The 15,534-nt window shown below is 66.5% G+C and carries 14 protein-coding genes; all 14 read right to left on the reverse strand.

The features are described from left to right. Nucleotides 1-3: 3 nt before the first annotated feature. Complete coding sequence (locus GQ57_RS25995; protein WP_031402957.1) at nucleotides 4-1,350, reverse strand: adenylosuccinate synthase; 1,347 nt, start codon at nucleotides 1,348-1,350, stop codon at nucleotides 4-6. Between the two features lie 113 nt (nucleotides 1,351-1,463). Further along, a complete protein-coding gene (locus GQ57_RS26000; protein WP_031402958.1) occupies nucleotides 1,464-2,612 on the reverse strand; it encodes an ATP phosphoribosyltransferase regulatory subunit in 1,149 nt (382 codons plus the stop codon). 112 nt (nucleotides 2,613-2,724) lie between these two features. Beyond that, nucleotides 2,725-2,916 carry a DUF2065 domain-containing protein gene (locus tag GQ57_RS26005; protein WP_006478685.1) on the reverse strand — a complete coding sequence of 64 codons (192 nt, stop codon included), beginning with the start codon at nucleotides 2,914-2,916 and terminating at the stop codon, nucleotides 2,725-2,727. Nucleotides 2,917-2,952: 36 nt separating this feature from the next. Then, the gene (gene hflC, locus GQ57_RS26010; protein ID WP_031402959.1) at nucleotides 2,953-3,852 is read right to left on the reverse strand and encodes a protease modulator HflC; all 900 of its coding nucleotides are present in this window, start codon (nucleotides 3,850-3,852) and stop codon (nucleotides 2,953-2,955) included. Between the two features lie 15 nt (nucleotides 3,853-3,867). After that, complete coding sequence (gene hflK, locus GQ57_RS26015; RefSeq protein WP_031402960.1) at nucleotides 3,868-5,208, reverse strand: FtsH protease activity modulator HflK; 1,341 nt, start codon at nucleotides 5,206-5,208, stop codon at nucleotides 3,868-3,870. Between the two features lie 47 nt (nucleotides 5,209-5,255). After that, nucleotides 5,256-6,434 (reverse strand): GTPase HflX, encoded by a 1,179-nt coding sequence (gene hflX, locus GQ57_RS26020; RefSeq protein WP_031402961.1) that lies wholly within the window; start codon nucleotides 6,432-6,434, stop codon nucleotides 5,256-5,258. A 72-nt stretch (nucleotides 6,435-6,506) separates the two neighbouring features. After that, nucleotides 6,507-6,746 (reverse strand): RNA chaperone Hfq, encoded by a 240-nt coding sequence (gene hfq / locus GQ57_RS26025; RefSeq protein WP_006399927.1) that lies wholly within the window; start codon nucleotides 6,744-6,746, stop codon nucleotides 6,507-6,509. Between the two features lie 153 nt (nucleotides 6,747-6,899). Further along, nucleotides 6,900-8,237 (reverse strand): ribosome biogenesis GTPase Der, encoded by a 1,338-nt coding sequence (gene der, locus GQ57_RS26030; RefSeq protein ID WP_031402962.1) that lies wholly within the window; start codon nucleotides 8,235-8,237, stop codon nucleotides 6,900-6,902. A 247-nt stretch (nucleotides 8,238-8,484) separates the two neighbouring features. Further along, a complete protein-coding gene (bamB, locus tag GQ57_RS26035; RefSeq protein ID WP_034199436.1) occupies nucleotides 8,485-9,630 on the reverse strand; it encodes an outer membrane protein assembly factor BamB in 1,146 nt (381 codons plus the stop codon). 41 nt (nucleotides 9,631-9,671) lie between these two features. After that, entirely contained in the window at nucleotides 9,672-10,301 is a 630-nt protein-coding gene (locus GQ57_RS26040; protein ID WP_031402964.1) for a tetratricopeptide repeat protein, read from the reverse strand. 55 nt (nucleotides 10,302-10,356) lie between these two features. After that, nucleotides 10,357-11,697, reverse strand: coding sequence for a histidine--tRNA ligase (gene hisS / locus GQ57_RS26045; RefSeq protein ID WP_031402965.1), 1,341 nt, complete (start codon nucleotides 11,695-11,697; stop codon nucleotides 10,357-10,359). Nucleotides 11,698-11,713: 16 nt separating this feature from the next. Next, the gene (gene ispG, locus GQ57_RS26050; RefSeq protein WP_031402966.1) at nucleotides 11,714-13,021 is read right to left on the reverse strand and encodes a flavodoxin-dependent (E)-4-hydroxy-3-methylbut-2-enyl-diphosphate synthase; all 1,308 of its coding nucleotides are present in this window, start codon (nucleotides 13,019-13,021) and stop codon (nucleotides 11,714-11,716) included. Between the two features lie 112 nt (nucleotides 13,022-13,133). Beyond that, nucleotides 13,134-14,159: a helix-turn-helix domain-containing protein gene (locus tag GQ57_RS26055; RefSeq protein ID WP_034199437.1), complete on the reverse strand. Its 1,026-nt coding sequence runs from the start codon at nucleotides 14,157-14,159 to the stop codon at nucleotides 13,134-13,136. Nucleotides 14,160-14,345: 186 nt separating this feature from the next. Continuing rightward, nucleotides 14,346-15,485 (reverse strand): 23S rRNA (adenine(2503)-C(2))-methyltransferase RlmN, encoded by a 1,140-nt coding sequence (rlmN, locus tag GQ57_RS26060; RefSeq protein ID WP_034199438.1) that lies wholly within the window; start codon nucleotides 15,483-15,485, stop codon nucleotides 14,346-14,348. Nucleotides 15,486-15,534 lie beyond the last annotated feature (49 nt).

Here is a 15,534-nt window from a genome sequence, read left to right on the forward strand (position 1 = left end):
GGGTTACACCTTGAACGGATGGCGGAGCAGGATCGTCTCGTCGCGGTCCGGGCCCGTCGACACCATGTCGACCGGCACGCCAGCCACTTCCTGAACGCGGGTCAGGTAAGCCTGCGCGTTCGCGGGCAGTGCTTCCCACGTCTTGATGCCGACCGTGCTTTCCTTCCAGCCGACGAACGTTTCGTATACCGGCTCGCAACGGGCCACGTCGGCCGCACCGCGCGGCAGGATGTCCGCATCCTTGCCGTCGATCTTGTAGCCGACGCACAGCTTGACTTCATCGAGGCCGTCGAGCACGTCGAGCTTCGTCATGCACAGGCCCGACACGCCGTTGATCTGGATCGAGCGGCGCAGCGCGGCCGCGTCGAGCCAGCCGGTGCGGCGCGGACGGCCGGTGACCGAGCCGAATTCCTTGCCGACGTTGGCGAGCGTGACGCCGACCTGGTCCTGACGTTGCGGATTGTCCGCATCGTACAGTTCGCTCGGGAACGGGCCCGAGCCGACGCGCGTGCAATACGCCTTCGTGATCCCGAGGATGTAGTTGAGCTTCTGCGGACCGACGCCCGCGCCGGCCGACGCCGCGCCAGCAACGCAGTTGCTCGACGTGACGAACGGATAGGTGCCGTGATCGATGTCGAGCAGCGTGCCCTGCGCGCCTTCGAACAGCAGGTTCTGGCCCGCATTGTTCGCGTCGTACAGGCGGCGCGACACGTCGGCCACCATCGGCTTCAGGCGGTCGGCATAGCCGAGCATCGTGTCGAGCGTGGCCTGGAAATCGACGGCCGTGCCGCCCAGGTACTGGGTCAGCACGAAGTTGTGGAAATCGAGGTTTTCGCGCAGGCGGTCGGCGAAGGTCTTCGCGTCGAACAGGTCCTGCACGCGCAGCGCGCGGCGGCCAACCTTGTCTTCGTACGCGGGGCCGATGCCGCGGCCCGTCGTGCCGATCTTGCCCGCGCCCTTGCGCGCTTCGCGCGCCTGGTCGATCGCGATGTGATACGGCAGGATCAGCGTCGTCGCTTCGGAAATGAACAGGCGGTCGCGTACGTTCACGCCGGCCTCTTCCAGCTCGCCGATTTCCTTGAACAGTGCTTCGGGGGACAGGACGACGCCGTTGCCGATGTAGCAGGCGACGCCTTCACGCATGATGCCCGACGGAATGAGGCGCAAGATCGTTTTCTTGCCGCCGATGATGAGGGTGTGGCCGGCGTTGTGACCGCCCTGGAAACGCACGACGCCCTGAGCGTGGTCCGTCAGCCAGTCGACGATCTTGCCCTTGCCTTCATCACCCCATTGCGTTCCCACGACGACGACGTTGCGCCCGGGAGTCACGTTCACTGCGCTGGCAGACATGTTGATTCGTTAGCTGGTTAAAAACGTATTCTACCTATGTTCGCGGGCGATTCCGAATTTTTCCGTTTCGCTTCAACGATATGCACGCCGAAGCACACGCCGCGAACGCCTGTTTATCGGGGTTCGACCACCCATGTGCCCTGACGCTCGACGAGCGAACGGTCGCATGCGAATTCGTCGAGCACGTGGTCATGGCCGGGCAGCGCCTGAATCACGACTTCGCCCGCATCGCGCAGCGCCGCAACGGCCGCGCTCAGCGCGTCGTCCTGCGCCCACGGCGCGAGAATCGCCGTGCCGCGCGCCTCGACCGGCGAAATCCGCGCGAGTTCGCGCAGGTCGAGCGAGAAGCCCGTGGCCGGACGGGCCCGGCCGTAGGCCTGACCGACGTGGTCGTAACGGCCGCCGCGCGCGATCGCGTTCGGCACGCCGTCGATGTAGGCGCTGAACATCGCGCCGCTGTGATACGCGTAGCCGCGCAAATCGCCGAGATCGATCGCGACCTCGACACCCTTCGCCTGCGCGGCGAGTTGCGCCAGATCGTCGAGCGCCCGCGTGATTTCGGGCAGCACCGGCAACCGCGCACGCGCCTCGGCAAGCACGCTCGCGTCGCCGTAGAGATGCGGCAGCGCGCGCAGCGCGGCGCGCGTGTCGGCGCCGAGATCGTCGGTGAGTTCGTTCAGCAGCGGCACGTCCTTGCCTGACAGCGCGTCGTACAGCGACTCGCCGCGCTCGGCGGCCTGTGCGTCGCGCCCCAGCAGCGCCGCCAGCACGCCCGCATGCCCGAGGTCGAGACGGACGTTCGACAGGCCCGCGAGATGCAGCGCATCGAGCATCAGCTGCTGGATCTCGAGATCGGCTTCCAGCCCGGCATGCCCGTAGATTTCGGCGCCGATCTGGATCTGCTCGCGCGTCGCGTGCAGCCCGCGCGGGCGCGTATGCATCACGTGGCCCGCGTAGCAGAGCCGCGTCACGCCCTGGCGGTTCAACAGGTGCGCGTCGATTCGCGCGACCTGCGGCGTGATGTCCGCGCGCAGGCCCAGCGTACGCCCCGACAACTGGTCGACCAGCTTGAAGGTGCGCAGGCGCAGATCGGCGCCGCCGCTAGTCAGCAGCGACTCGAGATACTCGAGCAGCGGCGGCATCACCATTTCGTAGCCGTACGAACGGAAGCGGTCGAGCAGCCTGCGGCGCAGCTCCTCGATCTTGCGCGCTTCCGACGGCAGTACGTCGGCGATATTCTCGGGAAGTAACCAGGTCGACATCGGTACGGTCCTACGACGGGAAACGGCGCGCGACACGCGCGCCGCGATGTGAATCGGAAATTCTGGATCGGGCGGACAAACGGCGGGTGCGCCGTCTGGATCGAGCCCCAGGTCAGGTGGCGAGCAGCAGCAGCACGAGCCCGAGCACCATCACGATCAGCCCGCCGATCCGGATATGATGCGGCGGCCGCTCGGCTATTCTACGAAACGTGTCGCGCCAGGCGACGGGAAACACGAAGGGGAATGCACCCTCGATGATCAGCATCAGCGCTACTGCGAGCAACAACGAGCCAGCCAGGTCCATGCGAGCGACGGCGCCGCTCGACGCGGCGCCCCAAGGTCAATGTTTGCGGGGAGCAGGCGCCGCCGGTGCGGCACCGCCCGTCGGGCTGCGCATGAAGCGGAAGAACTCGCTGTCGGGGTCGACGACGATGATGTCGTTGCGCTTGAACGTGTTCCGGTAGGCCTGCAGGCTCGCGTAGAACTGATAGAACTGCGGATCGCGGCCGAACGCATCGGCGGCGATCGTCGCGGCCTTGGCGTCGCCCTCGCCCTTGATCGTCTGCGCGGACTTGTACGCGTTCGCGAGCACGGCCTGCTGTTCGCGCTCGGCGTCGGCCTTGATCTGCTCGACGTCGGCATCGCCTTGCGCACGCTCCTGCGCCGCCTGATCGCGCAGCGCGCCGATCATCCGCTGGTAGACGGCGTCCGTCTGCGCGGCCGGCAGATCGACCCGCGTCAGCTGGACGTCGACCACGTCGACGCCGAAACCGGACGCCTTCGCCTTCACGTCGTCGCGGGCCGCATCGGCGATCGCACGCTGGCCGCCGAGAGCGTCGTCGAGCGCGCGCGCGCCGAACGCATCGCCGAGCGCACTCTTCAGCGCGCCAGCCAGGCGATCGGTGGCAGCCGCCGGATCGCCGCCCGTCGCCGTGAAATACTTCACCGGATCGCTGATCCGGTACTTCACCGCGTAGGCAACGAGCAGGTCGTGCTTGTCCTGCGTGGCCAGTTGCAGCGGATCGGACGACTCGAGCGATTGCAGGCGCGTGTCGATCAGCGTGGCCGTCTGCAGCGGCGGCGGCAGTTTGAAATGAATGCCGGGGCCTGCCAGCTCGGGCTGCGCGCCGTCGCGCCCCGACAGCACGGCCGTATGGCGCGGATCGACGGTGATGATCGTCGAGGACGCCGCGAAAGCGACGATCACGATTGCGACGACGAGCGCAATGATTCGGTTCATGTTCTGCGCTCCCCGTTACTTCAGATCGTCTTCACGCGACCGGCTGCGAAACCCGTCGCGCGATCGCAGCATGTCATTGCCCGATGCCGCCGCGGCCGACGCCGCACTCGCGGGAGCGGCTGCGGCCGGCGCGACGGCCGCCGGTGCCGACGCCGCATCGGGCGCGGACGCGCCGGGAGACGCCGCGGCACTTTGTCGCCCCTGCTCGACGAGCTTGTCGAGCGGCAGATACACGACGCTGTTACCGCCCTTGTTGCCGACGAACACCTTCGTCGCGTTCGAATAGATTTCCTGCATCGTCTCGAGGTACATCCGCTCGCGGATCACCGCCGGCGCCTTCGAGTACTGCGCGTAGACCTGCTTGAAGCGGTCGGCATCGCCCTCGGCTTCCGTGACCACGCGATCGGCATAGGCCTTCGCTTCGTCGACGAGCTTCGCGGCATCGCCCTGCGCCTTCGGCAGCAGGTCGTTCGCGTACGCCTGCGCGGCGCGCTTCGCGGCCTCGCGCTCGTCGCGCGCCTTCGCAACCTCGCCGTAGGCGGCCTGGGTCTGCTCGGGCGCCGCCACGCTCTGCATCGTGACGGCCGTCACCTCGAGCCCCGACTGGTAGCGATCCAGATCGCGCTGGATCGCGGCGGAAAGCTGCCCGCGCAGTGCGTCGCGGTCCTGGTTCAGCACGTCGGCCGCGCTGCGCGTACCGACGATCGCACGCACCGCCGCCTGGGCGGCCTGCGAGACGCTGCGCTCGGGATCGACGCTACGGAACAGGTAGTCGGTCGCGGACCGGATCCGGTACTGGACGATGAAGCGCACATCCACGATATCCGCATCGCGCGTCAGCATCGCCGCTTCCTTCACGTTCGCGAGGCGCACGACATTGTTGCGGCCGATCTCGATCGAGCGGACCTGCGACGTGTCGACGATCTCGTGCGACGCGAACGGATACGGCGCGCGCCAGTGGACACCCTGGCCGACCGTGCCCGACAGCTTGCCGAGCTGCAGCACGACGCCGGTCTGGCCGTCCTGCACGACGAACAGCCCGCTGCCCGCGTAGACCGCGACCAGCACGCCGATCACGATGCCGACGCCGACCCGCGCCGCGCGCCCGTTGTCGGGACGGAAGCCGTTGCCGCCCTTGCCGCCGAAAAGGCCATTCAGGCGCCGGTTGAAATTGCGCCACATCTCGTCGAGATCGGGCGGACCATCGCCGTCGCCGCCTTGCGGACGTTTCGATTCGTTCGCACGGGGACGGGATCCGTCTTTGCCATTGCCTTCGCCGCGTCCCCAACGGGGATCATTGATCGACAGCAAGGCGCGCATCCGCCGCCAGGTACTCCGCTCGTTGTATTCGTTCACCAGAGTTTGTTCACCAGATTAGACGCCGGCGAACCGGCCGGGACCGGTTAGCGCCCGTGTTCGGAAATCGTGTGGTCTTCGTGTGGTTCAGCGGGTACGCCGTCGAGCGCGCCGTCGTCGGACGACGTCGCACCGGAAAGGTGTTCCGCGGAGGCGATTTCGGCGATGGCGGCACGCAACGCGTCAAGACCCTGACCGGTGCGCGCGCTCAAAAAGACGCGCGAAATATTACCATACTCGTCCCGCTCGACCGCGTCGCCGCGGGCCGCCAGTTCGGGCACGGCGTCGATCTTGTTGAATACCAGCACCTGCCGGATGGTGTCCGCGCCGATCTCGTGCAACACGCCGTTGACCTGCTCGATCTGCTCGAGCCTGACCGCGCTCGACGCATCGACCACGTGCAGCAGCAGATCCGCGTGGATCGTTTCCTCGAGGGTCGCGCGAAACGCGGCGACGAGCTGGTGAGGCAACTCGCGGATGAACCCCACGGTATCCGACACGACGATCTGGCCGACCTCGTCGCCGAGGTACACGCGCCGCGACGTCGTATCGAGCGTTGCGAACAGCTGGTCGGCCGCGTAGGCCTGCGCTTTCGTCAGCGCATTGAACAGCGTCGACTTGCCCGCGTTCGTATAGCCGACGAGCGACACCGACATCGTGCCGCTGCGCGCGCGCTGCCGGCGCTGCGTGCTGTGTTGCCGGCGCAGCCGGTCGAGCCGCGACTTCAGCATCTTGATGCGCTCGCCGATCAGCCGGCGGTCGGTTTCGAGCTGGGTTTCGCCGGGGCCGCGCAGGCCGATACCGCCCTTTTGCCGTTCGAGGTGGGTCCACGCGCGAATGAGCCGCGTCGACAGGTATTGCAGCTGCGCGAGCTCGACCTGCAGCTTGCCTTCGTGGCTGCGGGCGCGCTGCGCGAAGATGTCGAGGATGAGGCTCGTACGATCGATCACGCGCCTGTTAAGTGCCTGCTCCAGATTGCGTTGCTGGGCCGGCGCCAGTGCGTGGTTGAAAATGACGATTTCGACGTTGTGCGCGTCGCAGGCAAGCCGTAGTTCCTCGGCTTTGCCACTGCCGATGAACATCTTGGCATCGGGACTGGAGCGACGACCCGTGAGGGTGACGGCGGGACGGGCCCCCGCGCTGGAGGCGAGAAGACTGAGTTCTTCAAGACTGGCTTCGAAATCGGTCTTGCCGAAATCGATGCCGACGAGCGCTGCGTTGATCAAATTATCGGGTGTCAAGATAAGGCGGCTGGCATCGGTCGCTCGCGGCGACCGGATGCCGGCCGCTGCAATGGGTTAGGACGAGGCTTCCGCGTCCGGGTGGAAATTCACCGGGCGCGCCGGCACGACCGTCGAGATGGCGTGCTTGTAGACCATCTGGGTCACCGTATTACGGAGCAACACGACGTACTGGTCGAACGATTCAATGTTCCCTTGAAGCTTGATGCCGTTGACGAGGTAGATCGAAACGGGAACGTGCTCTTTGCGCAGTGCGTTCAAAAACGGGTCTTGTAACAATTGCCCTTTGTTGCTCATGGCGTACTCCATCTTTTTTTGCAGGTTGATCTGGATTGGCGGCGAAGAAAAAGAGATCCGGCGCCAATCGCTACACTATAGCCGATTTTGCCTGCCCCGCCCGGCACGCAGGCCTTGCGGCCTATACGTTGCGGGGCGCGTGCGGCAGGCGCGTCAGCCCTTGTCCGCGTACGGGTTGTTCGACGAACGGAACTCTATGCGCAATGGAGTCCCGGTCAGCGAGAAAGTTTCGCGGAACCGGTTTTCCAGGTAGCGCTTGTACGTTTCCGTCACGGCGTCGAGTGCGTTGCCGTGGATGACGATGATCGGCGGATTCTGGCCGCCCTGGTGCGCATAGCGCAGCTTCGGACGCACCGGGCCGCGACGGCGCGGCTGCTGGAACTCGACGGCCTCGATCAGCGCGCGCGTGAGCTTCGGCGTCGGCAGCTTCGTCATCGCCGCCGCGTAGGCGTCGTCGACCGAGCGCATCAGCGCGCCGATGCCCGTTTTCTTCGCGGCCGAGATGAAGTGCGATTTCGCGAAGTCGAGGAACTTCAGCTTGCGGGTCAAATCTGCTTTCGCGCGATCGCGCGCATGCTCGTCGAGCCCGTCCCACTTGTTGACGCCGATCACGAGCGCGCGGCCCTGCTCGACGACGAAGCCAGCGATGTGCGCGTCCTGGTCGGAAATATCCTGCTGCGCATCCAGCAGCAGAATGACGACGTTCGCGTCGGAGATCGACTGCAGCGTCTTCACGACCGAGAACTTCTCGATCGCCTCGAACACCTTGCCGCGACGCCGCAGGCCGGCCGTGTCGATCAGCGTGTATTTCTTGCCGTTACGCTCGAAGTCGACGTAGATCGAATCGCGCGTCGTGCCGGGCATGTCGAACGCGATCACGCGATCCTCGCCGATCAGCGCGTTCACGAGCGTCGACTTGCCGACGTTCGGGCGGCCGACGATCGCGATCTTGATGCCGCGCGACGGGTCGTTCTCGTCCTCTTCCTCGGGACGATCCGCGTAGGCCACCGCCAGCGCCTCGTTGATCATGTCGGTCACGCCGTCGCCGTGCGCGGCCGAGATCGCGCGCGGGTCGCCGAGGCCGAGCTCGTAGAAGTCGGCCGCGACCGACGTGTACTTCATCCCCTCGGCCTTGTTGACGACGAGGAAGATCGGCCGGCCGGTCTTGCGCAGGTAGTCGGCGATCGACTTGTCCTGCGGGGCGAGCCCGTTGCGGCCGTCGACGATGAACACGACGATGTCGGCTTCCTCGACCGCCTGTCGCGTCTGGCGCGCCATCTCGTGCAGGATGCCGTCCTTCGCGACGGGCTCGAAGCCGCCGGTATCGACGACCAGGTACGGGCGCTCGCCGACGCGCCCCTCGCCGTAATGGCGATCGCGCGTCAGGCCCGGCAAGTCGGCGACCAGCGCATCGCGCGAGCGCGTGAGCCGGTTGAACAGCGTGGATTTCCCCACATTGGGGCGCCCAACGAGGGCAATGACCGGTTTCATCTGTGTTTTCTACGGTGATGCGCAGCAGCGGGAGGCCCGCTGCTGCGGGCGGCTGCGCTGAATGAAAATATCACGAATTCGCGCCGCGCCGGATGCGCGCGCCGGGCGCGCGTTGCGCGCCGTCGTCTTTCGTCTCGAACTGCCTTTCAAATACCGAGCGGCCGGGGACACCGGCCGCCTTCATGTCGCACGGCCCGCACGCGCGGGACCCGCCCGCCGTGCCGCAGCCGCGCATGTTTCCTGCGCGTCAGCGCGGACGGAATCCGTACAGGCCGCCGTCCTTCGTCTGCACGACGAGCGTATTGCCCGCCAGGACCGGCGCCGCCGTGATCGCGCTGCCGTCGGTCGTCATCCGTGCGATGAAGCTGCCGTCTTCGCGCGACAGGAAGTGCACGAAGCCCTTGTAATCGCCCATCACGACCGCATGCCCGAGCAGGTACGGCACGCTGACGTCACGACTCTTCAGCTTGTCGTTGCGCCACAGCTGGTTGCCCGACGCGGCGTCGTACGCCGTGATGACCGACCAGTCGTCGCCGCCGGCGACCACCGAATCGTCCTGTGCGAGGCCGCTACGGCTCGAGAACGACTTTTCCCACAGCGGGCGGCCCGAATTCGCGTCGAAGCAGCCGAGTTGCCCCTGGAACGTCACCGCGCAGGTTTCCGCGCCCACGAGGGTCGGCGGGCCGCTGACGTCGTTGATGCGCTCGACCTCGGTCACGCCCTTCGGGAACGACACCGGCGTCTGCCAGAACGGCTCGCCCGTCTGCACGTTGATCGCGACGAGGCCGCCGCCCGGGAAGCCCGCCAGCACCGCCGCGTCGCCCGCGAACGTCATGCCGGCCGACACGCGCAGGTTCAACGGCACCGCGCGGTTGCGGTAGTTCCACTTCTGCTCGCCCGTCTGCGCATTGAACGCGATCACCTGGCCGTCGATCGTACGCACGACCACGAGGCCGTTGCCGACGAGCGGCGGCGAGAAGATCTCGCCCTGCACGCTGGTCTTCCAGAGCTGCTTGCCGTCCGGGCCCAGCACGAATACGCCACCCTTCAGCGCGCCGACCGCGGTGAGGTTGCCGTCGCTGCCGACACCGGCCGACAGGTCGGAATCGAGCTTCGAGCGCCAGACCGTCTGGCCCGTCTTCGCGTCGATCTTCTCGACCGAACCGTTTTCGCCCGCCGCATAGACGGCGTCGCCCACGGCCACCGGCGAGAACAGGTAGCGTCCGCCCTTGCCGACACTCGCCTTCCAGACCTGTTGCACGTCCATCACGGGCTTGAACTCGGTGAGCGGCGTCGGCACGCGGCGCGCATCCTTCGACGACGAGCAGGCCGCCAATACCAGGACAGCCGCCGCGCAGGCAACGGGCACAGCGTAACGTTTCAGCAAATTCATCGGTTAGCGAAGCAGAGTTAAGAGGTTGAGGGGGCCGGGATTCAGCCGCCGAGCGCGTCCAGCTTGAACTGCACGAGCTGGCGCGCGGACTGGTCGTCCTTCGACAGGCCGTCGAGCGCGAGCTTGTAAGCGGCGCGTGCATCGTCGGTCTTGCCTTGCGCGGCCAGCAGATCGCCGCGGCGATCGGCCACGAGGCCCTTGAATGCGTCGAGCGGCGTACCGGACAGCAGCGCGAGGCCCGCATCGTACGCCTTCTCGTCGAGCAGCAGCGACGCGAGACGCAGCTTCGCGATCTGCTTGTACTCGTCATCCTTGGCGTGATCGACGGCCCATTGCAGCTGCGCCTTCGCGCCGGCCGTGTCGCCGGCCGCGTACAGCGTCTTCGCGGCCGCGAGCGCGCTCATCTGCGCATACGGCGTGCTGCCGAACTTGTCTTCCATGTCGCCGGCCGCGCGAGCGATCGTGACCTTGTCGTTCGCGGCGGCGGCCTTCTGGACCTGCTCGTACAGCCCGGATGCCTCGGCGGCCTGACGGCGCTGCCAGTAGTTCCAGCCGTTGAAACCGGCCGCGACGACCAGCGCCGCGAGCACGATCCACGTGGTGAGGTTGCCCCAGCGGGCCCACCATGCCTTGAGACTTTCAATCGATTCTTGTTCGTCGTGATAACTCATCGGCGAGCGATTCCTTCCTGTTCAGGCGTTTCTTGTCGAGCGGATGTCAGCGCGATCAGTCGTCGCCGTCTTCGGCGGATGCAACCATCGCATTGATTAGGAATTCGGTCAAGCTTTCGACCGGTACGGTCTGCTGAACGTTCTTTTCCCCGTCGTCGCCCGTCCCGCGCAGCGCTTTCACGCCCACCGTGCCGTTCGCGATCTCTTCTTCGCCGAAGATCACCGCGAACGCGGCGCCGCTCGCATCGGCCCGCTTCATCTGCGACTTGAAGCTCGCCGTCGCGCCGTCGGCGCTGCAGTGGAAGATCACGTCGAGGCCCGTGTCGCGCAGGCGCTCGGCCGCGATGAACGCCTGCTCTCGCGCGGTCTCGCCCTGGTGCACGACGTATACGTCCACGCCTTCCTGCTCGGGCGCGAGATCCTCTTCCTTCAGGAGTTCGAGGATGCGCTCGATGCCCATCGCCCAGCCGCATGCGGCGGTCGGCTTGCCGCCGAGCTGCTCGATCAGCGGGTCGTAGCGGCCGCCGGCCGCGACCGTGCCTTGCGCGCCGAGCTTGTCGGTCACCCACTCGAACACGGTCAGGTTGTAATAGTCGAGGCCGCGCACGAGACGCGGGTTGATCTTGAACGGAATGTTGTTCGCGAGCAGCAGGCGTTGCAGCCCTTCGAAGTGCGCGCGCGATTCGTCGCCGAGGAAGTCGATCAGCTTCGGCGCGTTCTGCGCGATTTCCTGCAGCGCGGGATTCTTCGTGTCGAGCACGCGCAGCGGGTTCGTATACAGGCGGCGCTTCGCATCCTCGTCGAGCACGTCGGCGAACTGTTCGAGATACTTGATCAGTTCGACGCGGTGCGCGGCACGTTCCTCGGCAAGGCCGAGCGAATTGATCTCGAGCTTGATGCCGGTCAGGCCGAGGTCGTCCCACAGGCGCTGGCACATCATGATGATCTCGGCATCCGCATCGGGACCCGCGAAGCCGAGCGCCTCGACGCCGACCTGGTGGAACTGGCGGTAGCGGCCGCGCTGCGGACGCTCGTGACGGAACATCGGGCCGATGTACCACAGGCGCTTCGGGCCGTCGTACAGCATGTTGTGCTCGATCGACGCACGCACGACGGCCGCGGTGTTCTCCGGACGCATCGTCAGGTGCTCACCGTTCAGCGCGTCGGTGAAGCTGTACATCTCTTTCTCGACGATGTCGGTGACTTCGCCGATGCCGCGCGTGAAAAGCTGCGTGTGCTCGACGATCGGCGTACGGATGTTCTGGTAGCCATATGCGCGCAGCAGCGATTTCACGGTGGCTTCGAAGAACTCCCAGAGGCCGGCATCCTGCGGGAGGATGTCGTTCATGCCCTTGACGCCGGTGAGCTTCTCGATCTTGCGTTTCTGTTCAGTCATCGTGTGTGTGGACGAATTAGTTCGCAGCCGCTTCCGCGCGGCCATAGTTGCGTACGACGTAGTCGCTGACGATCTGCTGGAATTCCTCGGCGATCCGCTCGCCGCGCAGCGTCTTGACCTTCTCGCCGTCGATGAAGACGGGGGCGGCCGGGTTCTCGCCCGAGCCCGGCAGGCTGATGCCGATGTTCGCGTGCTTCGATTCGCCCGGGCCGTTGACGATACAGCCCATCACCGCGACGTTCATCGTCTCGACGCCCGGATATTCCTTGCGCCAGACCGGCATCTGCTCGCGCAGGTAGGTCTGGATCTGCATCGCCAGTTCCTGGAACAGCGTGCTCGTCGTACGGCCGCAGCCCGGGCACGCGATCACCATCGGCGCGAACGAGCGCAGGCCCATCGTCTGGAGGATTTCCTGGCCGACGATCACTTCGCCGGTGCGCGACGCGCCCGGTTCCGGCGTCAGCGAAATGCGGATCGTGTCGCCGATCCCTTCCTGCAGCAGCACGCCGAGCGCGGCCGTCGACGCGACGATGCCCTTCGAGCCCATGCCGGCCTCGGTCAGCCCGAGGTGCAGCGCGAAACCGCAGCGGCGGCTGAGTTCGCGGTACACGGCGATCAGGTCCTGCACGCCGCTGACCTTGCACGACAGCACGATGCGGTCACGGCCGAGACCCAGTTCGACCGCCCGTTCGGCCGAGCCGATCGCCGACTGGATCAGCGCCTCGTACATCACGCTCTGTGCGTCCCAGGGCTGCGCACGCGCGCCGTTCTCGTCCATCATGCGTGCGAGCAGGTCCTGGTCGAGGCTGCCCCAGTTCACGCCGATCCGCACCGGCTTGTCGTACCTGGCAGCGGCCTCGATCATCTGCGCGAACTGCGTGTCGCGCTTCGCGCCCTGGCCGACGTTGCCGGGATTGATCCGGTATTTCGACAGCGACTCCGCGCAACCCGGGTAGTCGCGCAGCAGCAGGTGGCCGTTGTAGTGGAAATCGCCGACGAGCGGCACGGTCACTCCCATCCGGTCGAGCTGCTCGCGGATCGCCGGCACGGCGGCCGCTGCCTCGGGCGTGTTCACCGTGATGCGCACCAGTTCGGAGCCCGCGTTCGCGAGTTCCTTGATCTGGATTGCCGTGCCGATCGCGTCGGCCGTATCGGTATTCGTCATCGACTGCACGCGCACCGGCGCGTCGCCGCCGATCGTCACGAGCTGCCCGCCCCAGCGGACATTCACCGCATGCGATACGCGGCGCGGCTGATGCCCGCCGAACACCGGCTCGGTTGAACAAATCTGACTGCTGCGTGGGGATTGAGCTTCGGATTGCATCGATAGATCCATTTACGCGGAATACGCCGCTACGCGGCGCATGAATTGAAAAAGCGCCGTGTCGTCGCGGCCTGCCGTTATCGACGACAGGCCTTCGCCATGGCGCTTGACGTCAGGGCAACGTGAACCGCGCCACGTTACCCCGCGCTGCCGAATATTTTGCCGGATCGACAGGTTTCCCGTCGAACGCAACCGCGTCGAGGCCTGCCTTGTTGCCGATCGTGACCTTGAACGGCCCTTCGCCGGCAACCTGCTTCGTCTCGCCGGCCTTCACCAGCGACGAGAACAGCTCCTTGCCGTTCTTGTCGCGCACGCTGAACCAGCAATCCTGCTTGACCTTCAGCTCGACCACCGACTGGCCCGCCGCCACCGCGACGCTCGCCGGCTCGGCCGGAGCGGCGGCACTCGCCGCCGTCGTTGCCACGACAGGCTGCGATGCAGCAGCCGGCGCGACCGGAGCCACCGGCGCCGGAACGGCCGATGCGACCACCGGAGCAGGCGCAGGCGCTACGGACGCAGCAACCGGGGCCGGAACCTCACTGGCAACCACGGCCGACGCGCCGTTCGAGGCTGCCTCGTCACCGGACGAAGCGGCCGCCGCCGGCGCGCTCGCGGCCGACGCATGTTCCGCGTCGCCGCCCCTGAAACGCGCGAGCAGGCCCGACGAATCGCCGCCAGTGTGCCACATCAGTACGGCAACCACCGCGACGACGACGATCGCCGTGCCCCACAGCCACGGATGGTGCCGCGACGAGCCGCCCAGCGGAATCGACACGCGGCCGCGCGGCAGATCCGTCCCCGACGACGCAGGCATCGACAGGTCGACCTCCGGCACCCCGCGCTCGCGGCGCAACGCCTGCGCGAACGGTTCCGGATCGACGCCGAGCATCTTCGCGTAGCTGCGCACCACGCCGAGCGCGAAGGTCACGCCGGGCAAATGGCTGATGTCGCCGGCCTCGAGCGCCCGAAGCTTCTGCGGTGCGACCTTGAGTCGCGCCGACACGTCGTCGACCGTCCAGCCCTTCGTCTCCCGAAGCTGCGCCAGCCGGCTGCCGACCGCCGCCAGCGATTCCAGTCCCGCCGGTGCCGGCTTCGCGGCATTCGTCTCTGCGCCGTTAGACGGCTGCGGCTCACTCATCCTTGTCCTCGCGTCGATTCTTCTTGCTGGCGGCCGCCGCCGGCTCCCGCCGGCCAGCACCCGCAACTGTCCATACCATGCGCGACGCCGAGGCGCCGCGACCGATCGCTATTCGCGTGTTGTACCGCCAAAAGGTTCGAACCTCCGAGGCCGGACGCACCCGGCGCGCCCCGGCCAAGCACCCCGTCAAACGGCTCGAACTTCGATGATTTTCCCTGCTGCGCCCGTCCGTTCCGCGAGGCGCGTGCGATCCTTCACCGCGCCGGCCAGCTGGCCGCACGCGGCATCGATATCGTCGCCGCGCGTCTTGCGCACGGTCGTGACGACACCCGCGTCGATGAGGACCTGTGCGAAGCGCTTGATCTGCTCCGGCTTCGAGCGGATGAGGCCCGACTCCGGAAACGGATTGAACGGGATCAGGTTGAACTTGCACGGCACGTCGCGCGTGACGGCCAGCAGTTCTCGCGCATGCGCTTCGGTGTCGTTGACGCCGTCCAGCATGCAGTATTCGAACGTAATGAAGTCGCGCGGCGCGACCGTCAGGTAACGCTGGCATGCCGCCATCAGCTCGCGCAGCGGATACTTCTTGTTGAGCGGCACCAGCTCGTCGCGCAGCGCATCGTTCGGCGCGTGCAGCGAAACGGCCAGCGCAACCGGCAACTCGGCGCCGAGGCGGTCCATCATCGGCACCACGCCCGACGTCGACAGCGTGACGCGGCGGCGCGACAGGCCGTATGCGTTGTCGTCCAGCATCAGCCGCATCGCGGGCACGACCGCGCTGTAATTCAGCAGCGGCTCGCCCATGCCCATCATCACCACGTTGGTGACGACCCGTTCGGCCTTGCCGTTGGGGCCGGGCGCGCGACCCAGCGACGCGCGCAACGCAAATTCGGCCATCCGCAGCTGGCCGATGATTTCGGCTGTCGACAGGTTGCGGGAAAAACCCTGCTTGCCCGTCGAACAGAAGCGGCAGTTGACCGCGCACCCCGCCTGCGACGACACGCACAGCGTGCCGCGCGTCTCTTCCGGGATGAACACGGTTTCGACCGCATTGCCGTTTCCGACGTCGATCAGCCACTTGCGCGTGCCGTCGGCGGAAACGTGATCGCTGGCGATCTGGGGCATTCCGATCGAGGCGCGGCCCTTGAGTTTTTCCCTCAAGGACTTCGCGAGATCGGTCATGCCGTCGAAATCGCCGGCGTTGTACTGGTGGATCCAGCGCTGCAACTGCTTGGCGCGGAACGGCTTCTCGCCGAGGCTGCCGCAGTACGCGACAAGACCCTCGGCATCGAAGTCGAGAAGATTGACGGAAGTTTCGCTCGTCATGATGTGCTGCCTTGCCGCTTGCGCTGAATCCTGCCTACCTGCTGTCAGC

The sequence above is a fragment of the Burkholderia sp. MSh2 genome (assembly GCF_000731655.1).
Classification (GTDB): domain Bacteria; phylum Pseudomonadota; class Gammaproteobacteria; order Burkholderiales; family Burkholderiaceae; genus Burkholderia; species Burkholderia paludis.